Genomic DNA, 19,319 nt, shown 5'->3' with positions numbered 1-19,319 from the left:
TTACTATGTATCTTAGTGTATAAAAGTAGTAAAAACTGCTTGAATAATTTGCTGTCGTGGTTAAAGATATATCTTAATCGATTAAGTTTCAACTTGGTATTAACAATTATGATCAACAATAAAGTGCAATTAATCACCTACGCAGACCGTATTACCGGTCAAGGTATTGATGAATTAAGTAATTTATTAAATGGCCCACTTAACAATGTGTTTGCAGGTGTACATTTGTTGCCATTTTATAATCCGATTGATGGCAGTGATGCTGGCTTTGATCCTATTGAACATAGTGAAGTAGACTCGCGTCTTGGTAGCTGGGAAGACATCAAAGTGCTTGGTGCAAACTATGATTTGATGGCTGACTTGATTGTTAACCATGTTTCAGCACAGTCGTTTCAATTTAAAGACGTGCTAGCAAAAGGCAAACAATCTGAATTTTGGGATTTATTTCTTACCAAAGACGATGTATTCCCAAATGGCATGTCGGAGGCTGAACAAAAAGCGATTTATCGTCCGCGTCCTGGTAGCTGCTTTACACCAATTAAATGTGGAGATGGCCAAACCTATGATTTTTGGACCACATTTACCGATAACCAAATTGATATTAATGTGAAATCAACAGCAGGCATTGAGTACTTAAACACTGTACTTGGCAAATTTGCTGATAATAATGTCAACATCATTCGTTTAGACGCCGCTGGTTATGCTATCAAAGAAGCAGGCACTAACTGTTTTATGCTGGACGAAACATTTGAGTATTTAAATAAGCTTTCAGCACAGGCAAATGATGCTGGTATGGAGACTATTGCCGAAATTCATAGCCATTATCAAACTCAGGTAGCAGTCGCAAAACGTGTAAATATGGTATATGACTTTGCACTTCCACCGCTTATTTTGCACAGTTTATTTAGCAATGATGCGCAAGCATTGGTGAATTGGCTAACAATTTCACCGCGTAACTGTTTAACAGTGCTTGATACTCATGATGGCATTGGCATTATTGACGCAGGTCCAATGGGTGATAAACCAGGCTTACTAAACGCCGAACAAATTGATAACTTGGTTGAAACCATTCATGAAAAAAGTGATGGGCAAAGTCGCCTTGCAACAGGGGCTGCAGCCAGTAACGTTGATTTATATCAAGTAAATTGTACGTATTATAATGCCTTGGGTGCAGATGACTTTGATTATCTATTAGCGCGTGCGATTCAATTCTTCGCGCCAGGTATTCCACAAGTTTATTATGGCGGTCTGTTCGCTTGTGAAAACGATATGGAATTACTGGCACGTACAAATGTTGGCCGTGATATTAATCGTCCTTATTTAAATGCACAAGATATTGAAGCTGCTCTAGCAAAACCTGTGGTTAAAGGATTGATTAAACTTATTCAATTACGAAATGAGCACCCAGCTTTTAACGGTGAATTCACAGTGAACGGTGAAGGCAGTGTGTGTCGTTTAAGCTGGCATGATGATACCAGCTCAATTGAGTTAAAAGTCGACTTTACTAGCCGTGAAGTGTTCATTGTCGATCACCGCGACAGCGAACAAAGCATAGTTGAGTTGGCTGACTTTTTAGCTTAACTACTTTGCCCCAATTGCAGTCGATAGTCGATTTCGGCTGTTTGCTGCTCTTTCGATAAAAATAAGGTCGCTGCTAAGCGGCCTTTTTCTTCGCTGTTTTGGTGAACAGTCGTAAGCTTTGGCACAAATCGTTGTCCTTCATCGATGCCATCAAAACCAACAATTCTGACATCTTCTGGAATCGATAAGCCCATTTTTAATGCTTCACGCATTGCAGCAAGGGCGATTAAATCACTCATACACAACAAAACGTTTGGTCTTGGTGTGCTGCTAAGCGCTTCTTTGGCGGCAATACTAGCAAAACGCTCACTACTTTCTGGAATATTCCATGTTCTATCATCACCAAGGGTGATGCCAGCATCACTGATTGCTTGGTGATAACCGCGTAGTCGCTGATGAGCGATAGACTGACCAGCTTCAAACTCGTGATGCTCGTAAACTCGGCATAGTACGTCGTTATCAAGTAAGCGCAGCCCTAAAATTGCCACCCGATCATCATTTTTTTGGAGTGCGTGTTTAGCAATATCAAAACTGGCTTGTTGGTTATTAACGTTTACCGAGGCATCGCGACCGATATTAAAATCAACCGTCACCACATGTTTTGGTACTTGTTTCAATTGTTCAACAAGTTGCTTATTACGAGGGCGGCCATAACAGATAAAGCCATCTACAAAATCGACTACGCTATTTAGGTTATTGCTATTACCAGAAAATAATAAAAGGTTAATGCCATTTTTTTCGAGTACCGCCGATACGCCCCGCATAAAGCTGCTTGCAACCGGATCTGATACCATGTATTCAACACTGTCTGGCAACACCAAGGCAACAATATTAAAGGTCCCTCTGCGCAGCGATTGCGCCGCTTTGTTAGGGCCAAAGTAGCCGAGTTTTTTACAGGCAGCCAAAATCTCCTCGCGGCGAGATTTTGATAGTTGATCAGGGCGGTTAAACGCATTTGATACGGTGGCATTTGAAACGCCTAACTCTTGGGCAATACTTTTTAGCGTCCAATTTTTTGGCTTGGGCATTATCGTCACTTAATCGATTTACTTACCTGTAAATTACCATATAAAGAGTCGAAAAAAAGTGTTTTTAGTCATAAAAATAGGCGTACCATAAAAGAATGAGAGAACAGGTCATAAAAAAGGTAAAGAGCGAGTGATTTCTAAGTTACCAAAATGGGTTGAAGTAGGCGCATTTATTTTGGCATTGGTTGCCGGATGCGTGAATGCGGTTGGTTTACTTAGCTTTGAGCATCAAGCGGTATCGCATTTATCGGGAACTGCAACCTTGCTAGGCGCAGATCTTATGCATGGCAATAGCCTTGATGCTTTACATTTATTAGGCGTATTACTGTCATTTTTAGTAGGGTCTGGTATTGCTGGGTTTTTATTGCACAGTTCAGCACTTAAGTTAGGGCGTCATTACGACACCGCACTATTTATTGAGGCAGGGTTTTTACTCGGTGCACTTTGGTTACTGTGTAATGGCTCTGGCTACGGGCACTTTTTAGCTTCTGCGGCATGTGGGTTACAAAATGCATTGGCAACAACTTACAGCGGCGCAATTGTTCGCACTACCCATGTAACTGGTATCTTTACCGATTTAGGTATTATGTTTGGTCGAGTTTTCCGCGGCGAGGCGCTTGATAAACGTAAGGCTAAACTGTTTGGACTAATCATTTTAGGCTTTATCTTTGGTGGCTTAGCTGGGGCATGGTTATTTGCTAAATTAAGCTTTGCAGCGCTTTATGTGCCAAGCGCCATTTGTATATTGTTGGCATTTACCTATCGGGTTTATTCTCATCGAAACCCTAAAATTAATGATTAGCGATACTTTTTGGGGTTGCGCCAAAGGCTTGTTTAAACACACGACTAAAATGGCTTGGGTTATTAAAGCCTAACTGATAACAAACTTGGCTAATCGCTTCACCTTTTTGAAGTAGTTTATACGCTTTTTGTAAGCGTAATTGCTGTTGCCAAAGAGCTGGCGTAACACCAAACGCTAGCTTAAATTGCTGATAAAACTTACTGCGGCTCATACACGCTATCTTACATAACACATCAATATCAATATTCTCAGCAAGATGCTGTTCAATATAACTAATTACATGGCTTAGCGGGGTTGCAAGCTTGCCTTGTTTACAGCTTGCTATCATTAAATCTCGGCTTTGCTGCTGTAACAGGCGGGTTATCAGTTCATTGAGTGATAAATCAATTAAGTAATCCCGGTGTTGCTCATTTTCACTAAACAGGGTGATCATCCGTTCAAGTAGTTGTTGAGTTTGCTGGTTATGCTGGGCATGAACTAGCTTTGCTTGATATTGGAAAAAGTCATCCTGTGTAATTTGTTGGTTAAAATTAAGAGCATCAACTACTTGGCTTATCTTATCGGTACTGATTTCAATCGCTAAACAGGTTGTTGGTTGATTAAGAGACGCATTAGGGAAATCGATTAACACCCCTTGCTCTGGAGCAAGCACAAATGACTGGTTTGGCAAAAATTCTTCATGATAATCACTGTCGGCAACATGCATGATTTTTTTGCCGCTGATCATGCCACAAAATAGTAACTCAGTGGAATGTAAGGCTACTTTTTGCGCATCTAAATAGGTGTCGTAAATACTTAACTCGGCATGTTCGCCAGCAAAACTAACTTTATTTTCAATAAGCACATCAATACGTTGTCGTTTTTTATCTAAACTTCTGTTGCTAACTGATGTGTTCATTGTTGCCTCGCTGTTGCCCTAAATTCTGGACAAATAGTCAAAAAGTCTGGACTAGGAATCAAGTGTGTTTTCAGTAACTGAGCTAACTTCAAGTGCTAGCGGTTCATTAAACAATAACCTACCGCATAATTTAGTCAATGCTAAATGAAACACAACAATTTGAAGAGAGAACACATTATGATTTATGCAAACCCAGGTAGTGAAGGCGCAAAAGTTAACTTTAAAGCGCAGTACGAGAATTATATTGGCGGCCAGTGGGTTGCCCCTGTAAAGGGTGAATACTTTGAAAACATTAGCCCAGTAAACGGTAAAGTGTTTTGTAAAGTACCTCGCTCATCAAAAGAAGATATCGAACTGGCACTTGATAAAGCACACGATGCAAAAGCAGCATGGGGAACAACGTCAGTCACTGAGCGAAGCAATATCTTATTAAAAATTGCCGACCGCATTGAACAAAATCTAGAAATGCTCGCGGTTGCAGAAACTTGGGATAACGGTAAAGCAATTCGTGAAACACTTGCGGCAGATGTGCCACTCGCGGCTGATCATTTTCGCTATTTCGCAGGCTGTGTGCGCGCGCAAGAAGGTTCAATCGGTGAGATAGACGAAACTACCGTTGCCTATCATTTTCATGAGCCATTAGGTGTAGTAGGGCAAATTATTCCTTGGAATTTTCCACTGTTAATGGCTGCGTGGAAGCTTGCTCCAGCTCTTGCTGCGGGTAACTGTGTTATTTTAAAACCAGCTGAACAAACGCCTGCATCAATTTTAGTACTGCTTGAAGTAATCGGTGATTTATTACCAGCAGGTGTATTAAATGTAGTGAATGGCTATGGTAAAGAAGCAGGCGAGGCTTTGGCAACCAGTACTCGAATTGCGAAGATTGCCTTTACAGGTTCAACACCCGTAGGGTCGCATATCTTAAAATGTGCAGCTGATAATATTATTCCTTCGACGGTTGAGTTAGGTGGTAAATCGCCAAATATTTTCTTTAATGATGTAATGGAAAAAGACGATGAGTTTTTGAGTAAGGCTGTTGAAGGAGCTGTACTTGCGTACTTTAACCAAGGCGAAGTTTGTACGTGTCCGTCGCGTTTATTTATTCAAGAAGACATTTACGAGCAATTTATTGAGCGTGTACTTGCCCGCACTTTACAAATTAAACGGGGTAACCCACTTGATACTGAAACCATGGTAGGTGCTCAAGCATCACAAGCTCAGTTTGATAAGATCCTAAGCTACATCGAAATCGGTAAAAAGGAAGGGGCAGAAGTCCTTGCTGGTGGTGAAGTCGAGCAACTGTCAGATGAGTTTAACGGCGGTTACTATATTCAACCAACACTGTTAAAAGGCACCAATGACATGCGTGTGTTCCAAGAAGAGATTTTTGGCCCTGTTATTTCAATGTCGACTTTTAAAGATGAAGATGAAGCGTTAGCGCTTGCTAATAGCTCAGAGTTCGGCTTAGGTGCGGGTGTGTGGAGTCGAAACATGAACCGTGCTTATCACTTTGGTCGTAAGATTGAAGCGGGCCGTGTTTGGACCAACTGCTATCATATGTATCCAGCGCATGCTGCGTTTGGTGGTTATAAAAAGTCAGGCATTGGTCGAGAAACACATAAACTCGCCCTTGATCATTACCAACAAACCAAAAACTTATTAGTAAGTTACAGCGAAAACCCACTGGGCTTCTTTTAAAAGCAATTTCTTATTGTTGTCGAAACTACCCAAACGCCACATCTAGTGGCGTTTTTATTTTATAACGGGCATAAAAAAGCCCGGCGAACACACAAGCCAGGCTTTTCGACAACAATTTGGTTGAGTTACCGCATGTGCAGTAACTCGGAATAAAAAAGCTTAGAGAACACACAAACTAAGCTTTTGACAACAATTTGCTTGAGTCACCGCGTGTGCAATGACTCGGAATAAAAAAGCTTAGAGAACACACAAACTAAGCTTTTGACAACAATTTGGTTGAGTCACCGCGTGTGCAGTAACTCGGAATAAAAAAGCTTAGAGAACACACAAACTAAGCTTTTGACAACAATTTGGATGAGTCACCGCGTGTGCAGTAACTCGGAATAAAAAAGCTTAGAGAACACACAAACTAAGCTTTTGACAACAATTTGGTTGAGTCACCGCGTGTGCAATGACTCGGTGTATAAAAAAGCCCAGAGAACACACAAACTAGACTTTTTGTGACAACAATTCGGTTATAAAGCTAAGTTTTGCTTAGCGCGGTTTAGGTTGTGATTAACTAAATCATTACCCGACATTTTTACCGCTTCATAAAAATCAGACAGTGCAGCAGTGTCGTTTTTCGACATGATGCGTGCGATACCACGGTTACTTAAAGCGAATGAAGTAAGCTCTCGACGTTTGTAGCCGCGTACTTCGCTTTGATTAAGAAGCTTGATAGCTTCAGTACAAAGTGATTCTGCGTGGCTGAAGTTTTTAGACTTCACACTTGCTGCGCAACGATTAAATGCAAGTTCGTATTGGCTGTTTACGTCAGACGCTTTAGCTGTGTTATTTAACACTGCTTCATATTGGCCTTGCATAATAGCTTGCGATGAATCTGAGTCGCTAATTACCATCAGTTTGTAGTCACTTTGATCAGCGATTGCAAAAGCTGAACATGTCAGCAAAGAGCTAAGAGCAAGTCGTTTTAAAAGTGGTTTAAACATGATTGGTTTCCTTATTAATCGCAGCATCGTTTGCTGATGAGTTAACTTTAGAGTAATCCATCTAAACCGACAAACGATTAAAATAAACTTGATAGATGAATTTTTTTAATCTATTGGCATGTGTTGTACTTTTTATTGCCACAACAATGCCTTAGTGTTTAAATGGGATGTTTTTTAAACATAATAATTATTTAAAATGGATTTTAATGAAACCCTTGACGCTTTACTCATCACTTATTTTTACAGCTCTTAACCTCAGCCCACTTGGTGTGAGCTTATGTAATGGCGAAGATAGCCATTCAGTAACTAACTCTGAGATTAATTGGTCTGAACTTGCTGTAAAAGATGTTGAAGCGGCCTATCAGTTATCGGTTATTAATCACCCTGGTATGTATGATGTACGTAATCCAGGCTTTGCTAAACAGCTCGAAAAAGCAAAGCAAGAAGGCTTAAAGCTGGCAGTAAAAGCGCATAGTTCACAAGCTTTTGCTGCGGCTATTTCACGTTTTAGAACTGTTCTACAAGATGGTCATGCAGGAGCTATCGATACCTTGCCCAGAGAATTAAAGCCACAAAAAAGCTGGCCGGGGTTTTCAACAGTATGGCGCGGTGATGCGTTAAAAGTGTATTACAGTGAGTTAGATGCAATTGCCAAGGGCGATAAACTAGTGAGTTGTGACAATACAGCAATTAATACTTTGCTGGTTGAGCGTGTTTTTCGCTATTACGGCGAAGTTCAGCAGCCTGGTAGTTGGTGGAACCATGGCTGGCGACTAACAATTGATGATGGCAACCCGTTTTTGTCGCCGCTTGAAAGCTGTACATTTGAAAAAGCCGACGGTTCTACCTATAGCCTAAAATTAAACTGGACTGTTAGGCCTGATGATGTCACTGAAAAACTTAAAAATGCCTACAATGGCGATAAGTTGCCAATTGAACTTAATTGGCCTTTAGAGAATATTGCTTGGATCAGTATGCCAACTTATGCACCTAATGAGCAGCAGCAAGCGGATTATCAAGCGATGTTGAGCGCTATTGAACAGCAGCATAGTAAGTTAATGCAAGCTAAAGCCGTTGTGCTTGATCTTCGCCATAATCAAGGTGGCTCATCGATGTGGAGTGAGCAAATAGCCTCAGCACTTTGGGGCAGTGAACAATTCAAATATGGCCGCTATAAGCTACACAAAAATACCCAAGTGTGGTGGCGAACTTCTAAAGGCAATACTGACTATTTTGGCGATGTAGTCGCAAGCTATGATACGGCTAGTCCTTGGTATCACTGGTTAAAGACAACCCACGAAAGTATGCAGGCGGCTTATGAAAAGGGTGAACAATTTTATGTCGAGATAGTCTCCGCAGAGCAACAAGCAATGCCAAAAAACGCCAGTCAGTTTACTACACCTGTTTATGTGATTGTGCCAGGGCAATGTGCCAGTGCTTGTTTAGATGCGCTGGATAGTTTTAAGCTGTTTGCAAACACACAATTAGTTGGCGCACCAAGTAGTACAGATTCTACCTACATGGAGGTGAGGCTCGAAACCCTACCTTCAGGCTTTGCAAAAGTCATACTGCCTATTAAAGTATATGTAAATAGGCCTCGCGAAAAAGGCTTTTACTATCAACCTGATATTAAATTCAACGAACTTGAATGGACAACACAAGCGCTTGTTAAAATGATAGCTGAGTTGTAATTAAGCAGTATCTTTAGCAAAGCGTTTGCTAGACTCCTGAGGGGGGGGAAAGTGCTAACCTTGCGCGAAGAAGAGCTCCACTTTTTAAGCTAATTCAGCAACAGGCTCTTCTGCTAACCAATTTAGAGCCGCTGTTTTTGACTTAAATACATTCATCACCATACCTGCTCGTTTATATAAATTACAGTAGGTATCGGTGAGCAAGCTACCACCTTCAAGCCCCTCTTTTATGACTAAGGCTGTTTTAGCCGGCGCAATGCCTTTGCGTCTAAGCTCAACAAAATACACCATTAGTTTTTCAAGAGCCCCAGGTGTTGCCATGCATGAGTTTTCAAATTCAACCAATTCATACCATTGACCATAAGCCGTGGTGAGTTTGTTGATATAATCTTGTTGCATGAAAGAATGAGCTTCAATTATTTCTTCGTTGAACGGCCCTGTAGCTGTCGTTAAAAGCGTGTGCTCTCGTTGGTAAAACTCGACAAGACCATGTGGCTTAAAATCTTTGAATGGATAATGGTTAGTTGATACTTTGTTATGCATCCGTTCAATCCCTGAATGTTTATTAAGCTATTGATAATAGCAGTGTAATAGATTAATTCAATATTTAGCCCAACAAGATTGCTAAAATAACAATAAAAGTATTGTTTTTTTATTACCAAGTCGAACCGGCTTGAATGTAAATAGCATTCTGTTCTGGGCCATGTGCTACATCTAACCCTATGGTAATACCATAATGCTCATCGATGAGATAACGAAAGCCCGCACCGACTGTATCAATGGTTTCTGCCTTTGATAAGTCAGAAAAATTATCAGCAGCCCAGCCCATGCCAGTAAACACATTAAGCTTTATTTTATGGGTGATTTTATAGCTTGCTTCTGCTTCAGTAACAAAAACATCCAAACCTTGATAACGGGTAGCAGACACACCGCGCAGGCTAATACTTGGCGGAATATAAACTGGTAAGCGTTTTTCACCTCGATTATTAACAGAGTCATATTGCATACGTAATGCAAAGTTAAACTTATCGGTATAACGCCAGTAATTAAGAGCGGTTAATTTTAAGCTGCTGTAATCAACTTTACTGCCAATTGCCTCATCGAAATATAAGTACTCGGCTTTATAGTTAAAGCCACGCTCAGGGTTAAGTGGGTTATCTCGGCTATCGTACTCTAACAAGGGGCCAATACCTGACGTATTTACATCTAGAGACAGGTGTTCTTTGATAATGCCATTCTCGAGCAAGTAATCTTCAATTGGATTTTCTGCTAGACTAATGTCCACTTGGCGATAAATCTGCTTAAAACCATAAAAAAAGTTACTGTTGTCATAACGTAATTTAAGATTTTGAAATACTGCAGGGCCTTCAATATTTAGTGAAAGTGGTGTGAGTAGTTTTATTTCATCAAAGGTATAAAAATCGAGATTAATACTCGCCCAGCCAACAATCCCTTGGTAGCGAATTCTGTCTTCGTCCCAAAACGTTATGTGGCCAACAGCACCCCCTTTAGTGCCATTTTTAGTGCCCATTAGGCCAACTAAACTGATGCTTTGAGGTAGGGTAGAGCCCTCTTTCTTTTTTTTAGCTTTCTTTTCATTATCGTGAAAAAATAAACCAACCACACCAAGACCAGGCCCTACTGCTGGCTCTGTAATAAACGTGGGGATAGGTAAAAACGAAATAGGCTCATCAATTTTTTGTTGCTGATTACTTAATTGTTGCTCTGCTGGTTTAATTGCGTATTCATCATAGCTAGAGGCAAGGCAATAATCACTTAGTAAGCTTGCTGACAATACACTTATTACTACTACTTTTTTCACTTAATCCCTTACCTTAAATATCAATTGCTGTCTTGTTAAAGTTGATAGTTAAATTCTAGACGATGATCGCCATCCATAAAGTCAACGTTTCTATTCCAGTTAGCGAAATAGCGTAGATTCATACGCGGGTTAATCTGATAACTTGCAGCAAACTCATGAGTTAAAATATGGCTTTGGTTTAGGCCATAGTAATGGTCTTTATAATTATCACTTCCACCAATGGTGGTTAGCCAAAAAGGATTGTAATTAAGCCATATTTTGTCAGTTATAGTCACTTTTGCGTACATGCCAATTAAGCCATAGGCTCCCATTATGGAGTAACCACTGTCTCGACTACCGTCATCTTCAAGGGCATTTTCTCCAATCGATGCTCCGACTCCGGCAAGCGGGTAAAAGCTAAACTTGCCCACTGGTTTTAATGCTTTTATATAGCTATACGAAACATCCATACTTTCATCTGCAACCAAATTCGCATTTAGGTTGTAGGAAGCATCAAGTTGTTTAGCGCTCATCGAAGTTAAATCAACCGAAAAGTTACGAAAGCGAAAAGAATCAATGGAATCAGTGGTTTTGTTATCACTCTCCCAGCCTAGCGCATCACCGTAAATCCCTTTCACTTCGATAACATTCATGCCAGCAGTTGTTGTTATACCGGTGTCATAGGCTTGTCCTACTTTAAGGTTAATCCCCTTGTTAGTTGAGCCTGCGCCTATTTGGGTATATACCGCAAGTGGGTCCGACATATCTTGTACTTCTTTTTCATTAGCTGACAAATTTGATAGTTGAAACGCAAGTGAAAATAAGAACGAAATTCGTAGAAAAGGCATGTGTTTTCCTTACACAAGTAATAAAAAGTTGCTTACTAATTCTTAAGGTACTTATAGTCTATTTATTTATTGAATTCAATCATCAAGCCGCTAAATAATTTGGAGTAGTTTAAATGAATATAGCGGTTTAGAATCTACCCGCTGCAATATAATAAAGTGGGTTTGGGTTTAATTATGATAATGGCTAACCTAGTAAAAACAGTAGAGAGTATACTTTAATAAAAAAGTTTTGATTTTATGAATAATTGATTTAAATCGTTTTTTACTAGATTAGAAACTAGACGTATTTTGTTTTCATCTTATACTAAACTGAGCTCTTTAGGAGTAAATAGTACTATTAATAAAAAGGGATAATTTATGAAAAAACTAATAGCGGCGGCTATTTGCAGCTTGGTTTCAACAGTAAGCCTAGCGTCAGATAAGCCAAACGTATTGGCCATAATGGTTGATGACGTTGCGCCAATTTCACTCAGTGCCTACTCACATGGTATGACCTACCCAACCCCTAATATTGATCGCATTGCTAACGAAGGTGCGTTGTTTACAGATCACTATGCTCAGCCTAGTTGTACAGCGGGTCGTGCCGCATTTTTAATGGGGCAATTACCTATTCGAACTGGCTTAACAACGGTAGGCCAACCGGGAAATCCTCTTGGTATTAAAGAAGCCGATCCCACCTTAGCTGAATTTTTAAAAGATCGCGGTTATATGACGGCGCAATACGGTAAAAACCACTTAGGTGATTTAGATGAACACTTACCAACAAAGCATGGCTTTGATGAATTTTACGGTAATTTGTATCACTTAAATGTATCTGAAGAGCCAGAGCAAGCGGATTACCCAAAAGATCCTAAGTTTGTGAAAAAATTTGGCCCACGTGGTGTTATCGAATCTTACGCCAATGGCAAAATCATTGATACGGGTCCACTTACTCGCAAACGTATGGAAACCTTTGACGAAGAAGTGTTAGAGCGTTCACTTAACTTTATGGAGCGTGCAGTTAAAGCGAAAAAGCCATTCTTTATTTGGCACGCTACAAGCCGAATGCATGTATACACTCACTTAAAACCTGAAAGTCGTAATTTAGCGACGGGCATTAGCTCTGAAGAAGATATTTTTGGTAGTGGTTTGATGGAACACGATGGTCATGTTGGCAAGCTGCTGGATAAACTGGATGAGCTAAAAATTGCCGATAACACCATTGTTATTTACACCAGCGATAATGGCCCTGAACAATCAAGTTGGCCAGATGCTGGAACAACATCGTTCCGTGGTGAAAAAATGACAACATGGGAAGGGGGCGTGCGTGTGCCTTTCTTAGTTCGTTGGCCAAACAAAATACCAAAAGGCTTAAAGCTAAATGGTATTTCATCGCATGAAGATGTTTTCCCAACGATTGCCGCAGCACTTGGCGAGAACAACTTACGTGAAAAGCTTAAAAAGTCAGATAAAGTTTATATTGATGGTGAGAATAACTTAGCGTACTGGACTGGTAAGGCGGATAAATCGGCGCGGAACTTCTTCTTTTACTACTATGAATCACAGCTAACAGCTGTTCGTTTTGGCCCGTGGAAAATGCACTTTGCAACCAAACCAACAGGGTTATATTACGATGATATGGTAACGCACAGTATGCCTAAGCTATTTAACTTACGTAAAGATCCATTAGAGCACTACGACGGTATCACTGGCTTTCACCAAATTATGCGTAAGAGTTGGTTGCTACAGCCGATCATTGCTAAGTTAAATGAACATGTACAAACTTTTGTTGAGTTTCCACCGCGTCAGGAAGCGGCGTCACTTAACGTGAATGAAGCAATCGAAAAAGCAAAATCACTGAACTATGGACATTAATAGTTCTCCTTAAGTTCAATAGAAAAGGGCCTACTTGGCCCTTTTCTAATGCTTATTAATTAATACTCTTCATCATTTCGAGCTGTTTCACAAACTGCTGAACTTGCTGGTTACCGGGCACTAACCTCGCTAAGTTTCTGGCATAAAACAACGCTTGGCTGTAGTTTTCTTCTGCCACATACCACTGTGCCAGACTGTAGCTAATATCCGGGTTATTCGGAGTCAGATTAAAGGCGCGTTCAAGTGCAGATATAGCTGCTGGCATATTACCTAAATCTTGTAACAGTAATGCGTAGGTAAACTGATAGTTTGCATTTTCTTGTGCATACTGTGCAGCTTTTTGTAAATGATTAAGCGCGGTGTTCTTTTGTTTAGAGCGAATTAGGCTCATTGCCAGGGCATAATGAATATCGCCGCTTTCTGCGTTCACTGCTAAGCCTTGTTTTAAGATAGCTTGCGCAGCATTTTCATCGCCTTGGTTGCGATATAAATCAGCTAAATTGACATAAGCAGGAGCAAAAATAGGTTCAATACTGATGGCTTGTAAATAATGTGCTTTGGCTTGTTCTGGCTTTTGTAATGTGAGCGCCAGATTCCCTAAATTAGTATGCGAGTAGCCGCGCTCTGCTTGGTATTGTTGAATATCTTTGTACTCATCGAGCGCTGAATTTAAGCGCTTAGTGTCTTGCTCATTGAGGCCTGCTGGGAACGGCTGAGTTAACATGCCTGCAAGTGCTCTTGCTGCTTCGGCTCTGATGGGTAAATGTTCATCATCTAAAAGAGGATTTAATAGGCGCCAGCGTTGGTTGATATCAAAAGGCATTGCCGCTTCAATGGATGCTTGGCGTTTTAATGGCTCGTTGTCTTTTACTGAGCGAGCAATCGCAACGATAGCATTGTTATCGGGGCTTGCGGCTAAGCGGCTGAGCGCTGATGCGCGAATAATCTCAGGAAAGCCCTTATCTTGCACAATTTTAGTCAGCATGGTCGATGCATTAGGTAGGCGGTTATCGGCGGCATAAAACGCCTCAGAAAAATGCGCAGTACCAAGATATTTTGAATTTGGGTGCCAGTCTTTTATTTTGGCGACCGCCCATTGCGGCGTTTTATCTTCATGGCAGCTATTACAGGCATTGGGAGCATTGGTTTTTAACGTTAAATCAGGGCGAGGTACTCGAAAGCTGTGGTCGCGCCTTGCATCTACTTGCATATAGGTAGTGGTGGGCATATGACAATCGACACATTGGCTACCTGTACTTGCCACTTTATGGCCGTGATGCTTAGGTGTATCGAACACCTCTTGGCTATGACATTGCGTACAAGTTTGATTCCCAGGCAGTTTTAATTTACCCGAATGAGGGTTATGGCAGTTAGTACAGGTAACCCCTGCATTGAACATTTTACTTTGTAAAAACGAGCCCCATACATAGTCTTCATCCCATACTTGACCATCAACGTGATAAAGCTCAGGAGTGAGTAACGAGCCTTGAAAGTTTTGTAAAAAGCTATGTGGGTCTTTGCGGTCATCAAGCTGTGAACGGCGAGCATGACAGGTTGCACACACTTGCACTTGCTCGCTTTTTACCAGTGGCTGTACGCTTTGCATACTGCCATCAGCTTGTTGAGTAAACAGTGGGGTTTGCTTTTTAATGTTATGGATAAAGCCCTTATCGGCAATACTGCTATCGCCATCAGCCCATTTTAAATGAGCTTGGCTATCGCCATGACACGCTTTACAGCTCACATTAATGCTTGAATAACTTGAGTTAAAGCTATTCGTTTTAAGGTCAAATTGCTTTTTGAAATCAGTTGAGTGGCAATCAGCACACATATGATTCCAGTTTTGGCCTTTTTGCGCCCAATGAAATAGGTCGTGCTGTTTCTGCTCAGGATGCAATACAAACCAGCGCTGACCGCCTTGCGCTTTGCTGCGTGAGTCCCACGCAAACGGAAATAGCTGTATGTGGCCTTGGCCCATATCAAACATGTATTGCTGCAGTGGCTCATAGCCAAATGTGTATAAAACAGGGTAGTCAGTCAGCTTGCCATCAAGGTTTGGCATGCTTATAAAAAGTTGTTGGCCTTGTTGATAGAAGCGCGCTGGTTGGCCTTGGTAGTCTAGAGTTTGATCATTGAAATTACCAAGCACCGAAGCGGGAGTGGCTTTTTCCATAGCATGAAAATGATGGGATGTTTGCCAGTCTTCAACTTGGCTCTGATGACAGTTAACACACTGGGATTCTGCAAACACACTAAATGCGAACAAGCTGCATAGCAGCCAAGCCAATCTTATCACTAAATAAATCCTTTTTATTTTTACCACATGCACTTATGAGTTATATCAGTTTGTTACTGATAAGCAAAGTCGGCTTATTAAAACGAGGGTGTAAAAAAGCCCGATAAACTCGGGCTTAGTAGATTATAGACTTTTCTTTGGTGGAAGCGCGACGTTAGCAAAAATAAGCCCCGCCACTAATGACATAAATATCAAGAAGGTTTGTTGGCCAATATGCTCTGCATAGACGAAATCTTGACCTTCAATTAATGAGTTCAAACCAATATAGGTTTTACTCCCCGGTACTAATACGATTAAACCTTGCATAGCAACAATGGAGGCAGGTGCATTAGCAACACGGTTAAACAAGTTACTAAAAACCCCTACAGATAAAGCGCCAACAAATGTGCCAAGTGTGTAGTCTAGATACATGGCAGATCCAATGCTTGTGCCATAGGCGATAAAGCCAGACGCAATAGACCAACCCGCATGCTTTAGTTTGGTTCTAAAAATCACGATTAGGCTGCTACATAGCATGAATATAGCAAGCCATGCTGTCCATTTTGGTAAAGGCTCTGGTTGCACGTAGTCTGCTTGACCAAACATAGCGAAACCAATTCCAATACCAATAAAAGCACCAAAATACAGCTTAAACAGCAGCATGAATGAGTCCATCACCCGTGCTGTACCAGACACCAAGTGCCGTGCTGCAAGCTCAGCTAACCCTAAAGCTAATGCTAAGCCGGGTATAAACACAATGATGGCTGATAGCACCACCAATCGTATGTTTATTTCGGCGTCTAGGTAAACACTGACCGCACACGCGATAATTGCAGAAACAATGGCCACTAAAGGCTCAAGCATATGCGCGACGCGTTTTGAGCGTGTTGACCAAAGCACAAATAAGTACACCACTAAGGTGATCAGTGCTGACCAAAACACATCATTCCAACCGGTACCCATTAACATGGCAAATGCACCGCCAGAGGTTGCAAAAGCAACGCCGGTCATAAATTTATTATACGGGTTTGGCAGGTTGTAAATGATGTCGAGTTGTTTATCGACCTCTTGTAGCGTTAGCTCACCGTTAAGCATTTTGTTTACTAAATCATCGGTATCTGCCAGCGAGCCTAAGTCGTGATCGCCCGGATCAACACGCGCAACATGGGTGTACTCTTCTTCGTGACCATCTGTCCAAATAACAAAGGTCACTGATGTTGGCGACATAACAAAAGATGATTTTAAGCCGAGGTAAGTCGCAACTTCCATTAAGTGCGCTTCTAGTCGGTAAGCAGGTGTACCGTATTTATGAAGCATTTTGCCAAGCTTCACGATAAATTTTCGTTTTTCAGTAAACGTTGCGGTTTTCAAAGGCGTTTTGAACCAAAGGTTAAATTGTTCAGTTAAGGATAGACCAAAATTCAATAAGATATAGTCTAGTAGCAAGACTATATCGCTTAAATTCACCAGCGCGATTTTAGCGACAAAAGCCGCTATGTCTAGTGTTATTTACGGCAAAATTACTTATTTTTAGCTTCAATCCATTGCGCCATATATTGGGTAGATCGCATGGTGTGATGTTTGAGCATTTGGCCGGTAAAATTTTGCTGTCTATGCTGTGCTAATGACTCACTAATGGCGGTGATTTTAGCGATTAACTGCGACTGAAGTTTTGATTTATCATAATATTTTTGCAATAACAGCTGGCCATTTTGCTGTGCCTGAGTAAATAACGCTTCATCTTGATAAAGTGCCACTGCTGCATCAGCAAATTGCTGTGCATCTTCACATATTGCACCTGACCACGGCTCGTTTTGATGCATGCCTTCACTGCCAATCGGAGTTGTTACGCTTGGTGTTTGCATGATCATTGCTTCGAGTAACTTGCCTTTAATACCTGCACCAAAACGCAGTGGAGACAAACACACGCGTGCATCTTCCATGACTTTGTAGGCATCATCAGCCCAGCCTTTTATTAAGAAACCGGTTTTTGGATTGTTCAGCGCTGTCGCCTTTGGTGGCGGGTAAGAGCCATAAATGTGAAGTTCGGCATCGGGCAATTGTTTGCGGATCAGCGGCCAAATTTGTTGTAAGTACAAAACAGCATCCCAGTTTGGCGCATGACGAAAATTACCTATGGTCATAAAGTGTTTACGCTCTGCAAATGCTTTGGTGCTGGTAGGAATATGCTGCAAATCAACCAAAAATGGTAAGTGGTGAAGTAGGGCGCTATCAACTTTGAAAACGTCATTGAGTAGCTGCATCTCGTAGTGCGAGATAATTAAGCTGATGTCTGAGCGTAAAATAGCGGCGATTTCTCGCTTTGCAATATCACTGTGTAAATCGCTATGGCTGAATTCTCGGCCTGCTTTGTGAGCTTCGTGGCGTGCATTTCTGAGGCACTGTAAATCTTCGGTATCAAGAATTTTAAGTGCGTTAGGGCAGTATTTATCGACTCGCCAGCCAAACTGCTCTTCCATCATAAAGCGATCAAACATCACAATATCAGGATTATACCCTTGCACGTACTCATCAAAGCTTGAGCAGTTTAATGCAATTACCTGCGTGGTGATGCCATCTTCACTGAGATCTACCATATGTTCGGTTTTTTGCGCTGGGCTTGCAAATTCAACTTGCCAATTTTCTGCACGAAAGGCGCGCAGGAGTGACATCATGTGGGTGCCGGCTGCAGACGAATTAGGCTCAGGCCAAACATAGCCGATCACTAACACTTTTTTCATTGACTTGAGTCTCGTATTTTTAAGTTAACATCCACCAAGGTGCGAACTGGGGGTGTTGATTTATCTAATAGTTCTTTTAACACCTGACAGGTGCGTTTACCGATCTCGTCGGCATTAATAGCGATGGTCGAAAGAGAAGGCAGCATTAAGCGCGAATCTTCTAAGTCATCAAAGCCAATAACTTTGATATCTTTACCCGGCTCGAGGCCGTGTTGGCGCATTGCTTCAATCGCGCCGTAGGCAATAACATCATTAAAACAAACAATGGCTTTGGTATTCGGTGCTTGCTTTATAAGGGTATTAAAGGCTTCTCGACCACCTTGGCGATTGGTCGGCGCTTGAATTACAGGTTTTTCGTCAGCGATATTAAATTGATCAAGCGCAGACAAAAAACCACTTAACCGTTCATGGTAATCAGATATTTCTGACGTGCCGCCTAAAAAGGCTATTTCTTCAATGCCTTGCGATAAAATATGGCTGGTTGAAATGTGCGTGCCTTTTTTGTTGTCAGGCAAAATACACGGCGCTGCTGAAAACGGAATTTCACGCATGATATTAATAACCGGAAAGCCGCTATTTATTAAATCATCTTGCCACTGCTGCTGTGTGCCCGGAGCCGGACACATGATGAACGCCGAAACGTTGTATTCTTTTAAGGTTTTTACCACTTGGGTTTGTCTTTCGACACACTCTGCAATATTTACCAGCATCGGCAACATACCAAGCTCAAAAATGTGTTTTTCGAGGCCAACAGCAAGTTGAGCTGAGTAGGGGTTGGTTAAATCATTTATAACCAACGCGACTAGGTTTGATCGTTTACTGCGAAGCGCTGCTGCATCACGGTTATACACATAGCCTAGCTTATCAATGGCTGCCAGCACTTTTTCTTTACTCTTTTTACTGACCTTATCACTGTTGGTAAGGACCAAAGACACGGTTGATTTTGAAACCTGTGCTTGTTCAGCAACATCCCAGATAGTGACTTTGCCTGTCGATTTTTTCATTTTTATTAGCAAAAGTGGTGAATAGCGTGTGTCTATTTTAGCTTAAAGTAGGTGTTTAAGTCACTGATTGGCTGCCAAAAGAGCCGAAACTCTTTATGAAATGCTGCAA

Annotated in this window: 15 protein-coding genes; 5 read left to right on the top strand and 10 right to left on the bottom strand. The window is 41.3% G+C overall.

The window, feature by feature from the left end; all coding sequences use genetic code 11:
- Positions 1–108: 108 nt before the first annotated feature.
- The gene (gene gtfA, locus L1264_RS11610; RefSeq protein WP_235404025.1) at positions 109–1,581 is read left to right on the top strand and encodes a sucrose phosphorylase; all 1,473 of its coding nucleotides are present in this window, start codon (positions 109–111) and stop codon (positions 1,579–1,581) included.
- Here the strand turns inward: gtfA and L1264_RS11605 are convergent.
- Positions 1,578–2,609 (bottom strand): LacI family DNA-binding transcriptional regulator, encoded by a 1,032-nt coding sequence (locus L1264_RS11605; protein ID WP_199527270.1) that lies wholly within the window; start codon positions 2,607–2,609, stop codon positions 1,578–1,580. The two genes, gtfA and L1264_RS11605, sit on opposite strands and share 4 nt — an antisense overlap.
- Positions 2,610–2,739: 130 nt before the next feature.
- On the opposite strand from L1264_RS11605, the gene L1264_RS11600 reads away from it, so the two are divergent.
- Complete coding sequence (locus L1264_RS11600; protein ID WP_199527269.1) at positions 2,740–3,411, top strand: YoaK family protein; 672 nt, start codon at positions 2,740–2,742, stop codon at positions 3,409–3,411.
- Here the strand turns inward: L1264_RS11600 and L1264_RS11595 are convergent.
- On the bottom strand, positions 3,401–4,309 hold the full coding sequence (locus L1264_RS11595) for an AraC family transcriptional regulator (protein ID WP_135926876.1): 909 nt from the start codon (positions 4,307–4,309) through the stop codon (positions 3,401–3,403). The genes L1264_RS11600 and L1264_RS11595 overlap by 11 nt on opposite strands.
- A gap of 177 nt (positions 4,310–4,486) precedes the next feature.
- Here L1264_RS11595 and exaC point away from each other — a divergent pair, with 177 nt between their 5' ends.
- Entirely contained in the window at positions 4,487–6,007 is a 1,521-nt protein-coding gene (gene exaC / locus L1264_RS11590; protein WP_138557127.1) for an acetaldehyde dehydrogenase ExaC, read from the top strand.
- 515 nt (positions 6,008–6,522) lie between these two features.
- Here exaC and L1264_RS11585 read toward each other — a convergent pair.
- A complete protein-coding gene (locus tag L1264_RS11585; protein ID WP_135926878.1) occupies positions 6,523–6,996 on the bottom strand; it encodes a hypothetical protein in 474 nt (157 codons plus the stop codon).
- 206 nt (positions 6,997–7,202) lie between these two features.
- Here L1264_RS11585 and L1264_RS11580 point away from each other — a divergent pair, with 206 nt between their 5' ends.
- Positions 7,203–8,687: a S41 family peptidase gene (locus L1264_RS11580; RefSeq protein WP_199527819.1), complete on the top strand. Its 1,485-nt coding sequence runs from the start codon at positions 7,203–7,205 to the stop codon at positions 8,685–8,687.
- Positions 8,688–8,771: 84 nt separating this feature from the next.
- Here the strand turns inward: L1264_RS11580 and L1264_RS11575 are convergent, their stop codons facing one another.
- The 3 genes from L1264_RS11575 to L1264_RS11565 all read right to left on the bottom strand — a co-directional run bounded on the left by L1264_RS11575 (position 8,772) and on the right by L1264_RS11565 (position 11,336).
- Positions 8,772–9,230, bottom strand: a complete 459-nt coding sequence (locus tag L1264_RS11575) for a hypothetical protein (RefSeq protein ID WP_135926882.1) — start codon at positions 9,228–9,230, stop codon at positions 8,772–8,774.
- A gap of 112 nt (positions 9,231–9,342) precedes the next feature.
- On the bottom strand, positions 9,343–10,509 hold the full coding sequence (locus L1264_RS11570) for a BamA/TamA family outer membrane protein (RefSeq protein WP_235382681.1): 1,167 nt from the start codon (positions 10,507–10,509) through the stop codon (positions 9,343–9,345).
- 35 nt (positions 10,510–10,544) lie between these two features.
- Positions 10,545–11,336 (bottom strand): hypothetical protein, encoded by a 792-nt coding sequence (locus L1264_RS11565; RefSeq protein WP_199527818.1) that lies wholly within the window; start codon positions 11,334–11,336, stop codon positions 10,545–10,547.
- Between the two features lie 357 nt (positions 11,337–11,693).
- On the opposite strand from L1264_RS11565, the gene L1264_RS11560 reads away from it, so the two are divergent.
- Positions 11,694–13,190 (top strand): arylsulfatase, encoded by a 1,497-nt coding sequence (locus tag L1264_RS11560; protein WP_135926884.1) that lies wholly within the window; start codon positions 11,694–11,696, stop codon positions 13,188–13,190.
- A gap of 55 nt (positions 13,191–13,245) precedes the next feature.
- Here L1264_RS11560 and L1264_RS11555 read toward each other — a convergent pair whose 3' ends face one another.
- The 4 genes from L1264_RS11555 to L1264_RS11540 all read right to left on the bottom strand — a co-directional run bounded on the left by L1264_RS11555 (position 13,246) and on the right by L1264_RS11540 (position 19,210).
- A complete protein-coding gene (locus L1264_RS11555) occupies positions 13,246–15,486 on the bottom strand; it encodes a tetratricopeptide repeat protein (RefSeq protein WP_235404023.1) in 2,241 nt (746 codons plus the stop codon).
- A gap of 123 nt (positions 15,487–15,609) precedes the next feature.
- Positions 15,610–16,836 (bottom strand): threonine/serine ThrE exporter family protein, encoded by a 1,227-nt coding sequence (locus tag L1264_RS11550; RefSeq protein ID WP_138557799.1) that lies wholly within the window; start codon positions 16,834–16,836, stop codon positions 15,610–15,612.
- Between the two features lie 149 nt (positions 16,837–16,985).
- Positions 16,986–18,206, bottom strand: coding sequence for a glycosyltransferase (locus L1264_RS11545; RefSeq protein ID WP_199527817.1), 1,221 nt, complete (start codon positions 18,204–18,206; stop codon positions 16,986–16,988).
- The gene (locus L1264_RS11540) at positions 18,203–19,210 is read right to left on the bottom strand and encodes a LacI family DNA-binding transcriptional regulator (RefSeq protein ID WP_199527816.1); all 1,008 of its coding nucleotides are present in this window, start codon (positions 19,208–19,210) and stop codon (positions 18,203–18,205) included. The genes L1264_RS11545 and L1264_RS11540 overlap by 4 nt, the downstream gene beginning before the upstream one ends.
- Positions 19,211–19,319: the final 109 nt, after the last annotated feature.

It is taken from the genome of Pseudoalteromonas sp. APAL1 (assembly GCF_021532475.1).
Classification (GTDB): domain Bacteria; phylum Pseudomonadota; class Gammaproteobacteria; order Enterobacterales; family Alteromonadaceae; genus Pseudoalteromonas; species Pseudoalteromonas lipolytica_C.
This window is presented reverse-complemented; position numbering and strand designations above follow the sequence as displayed.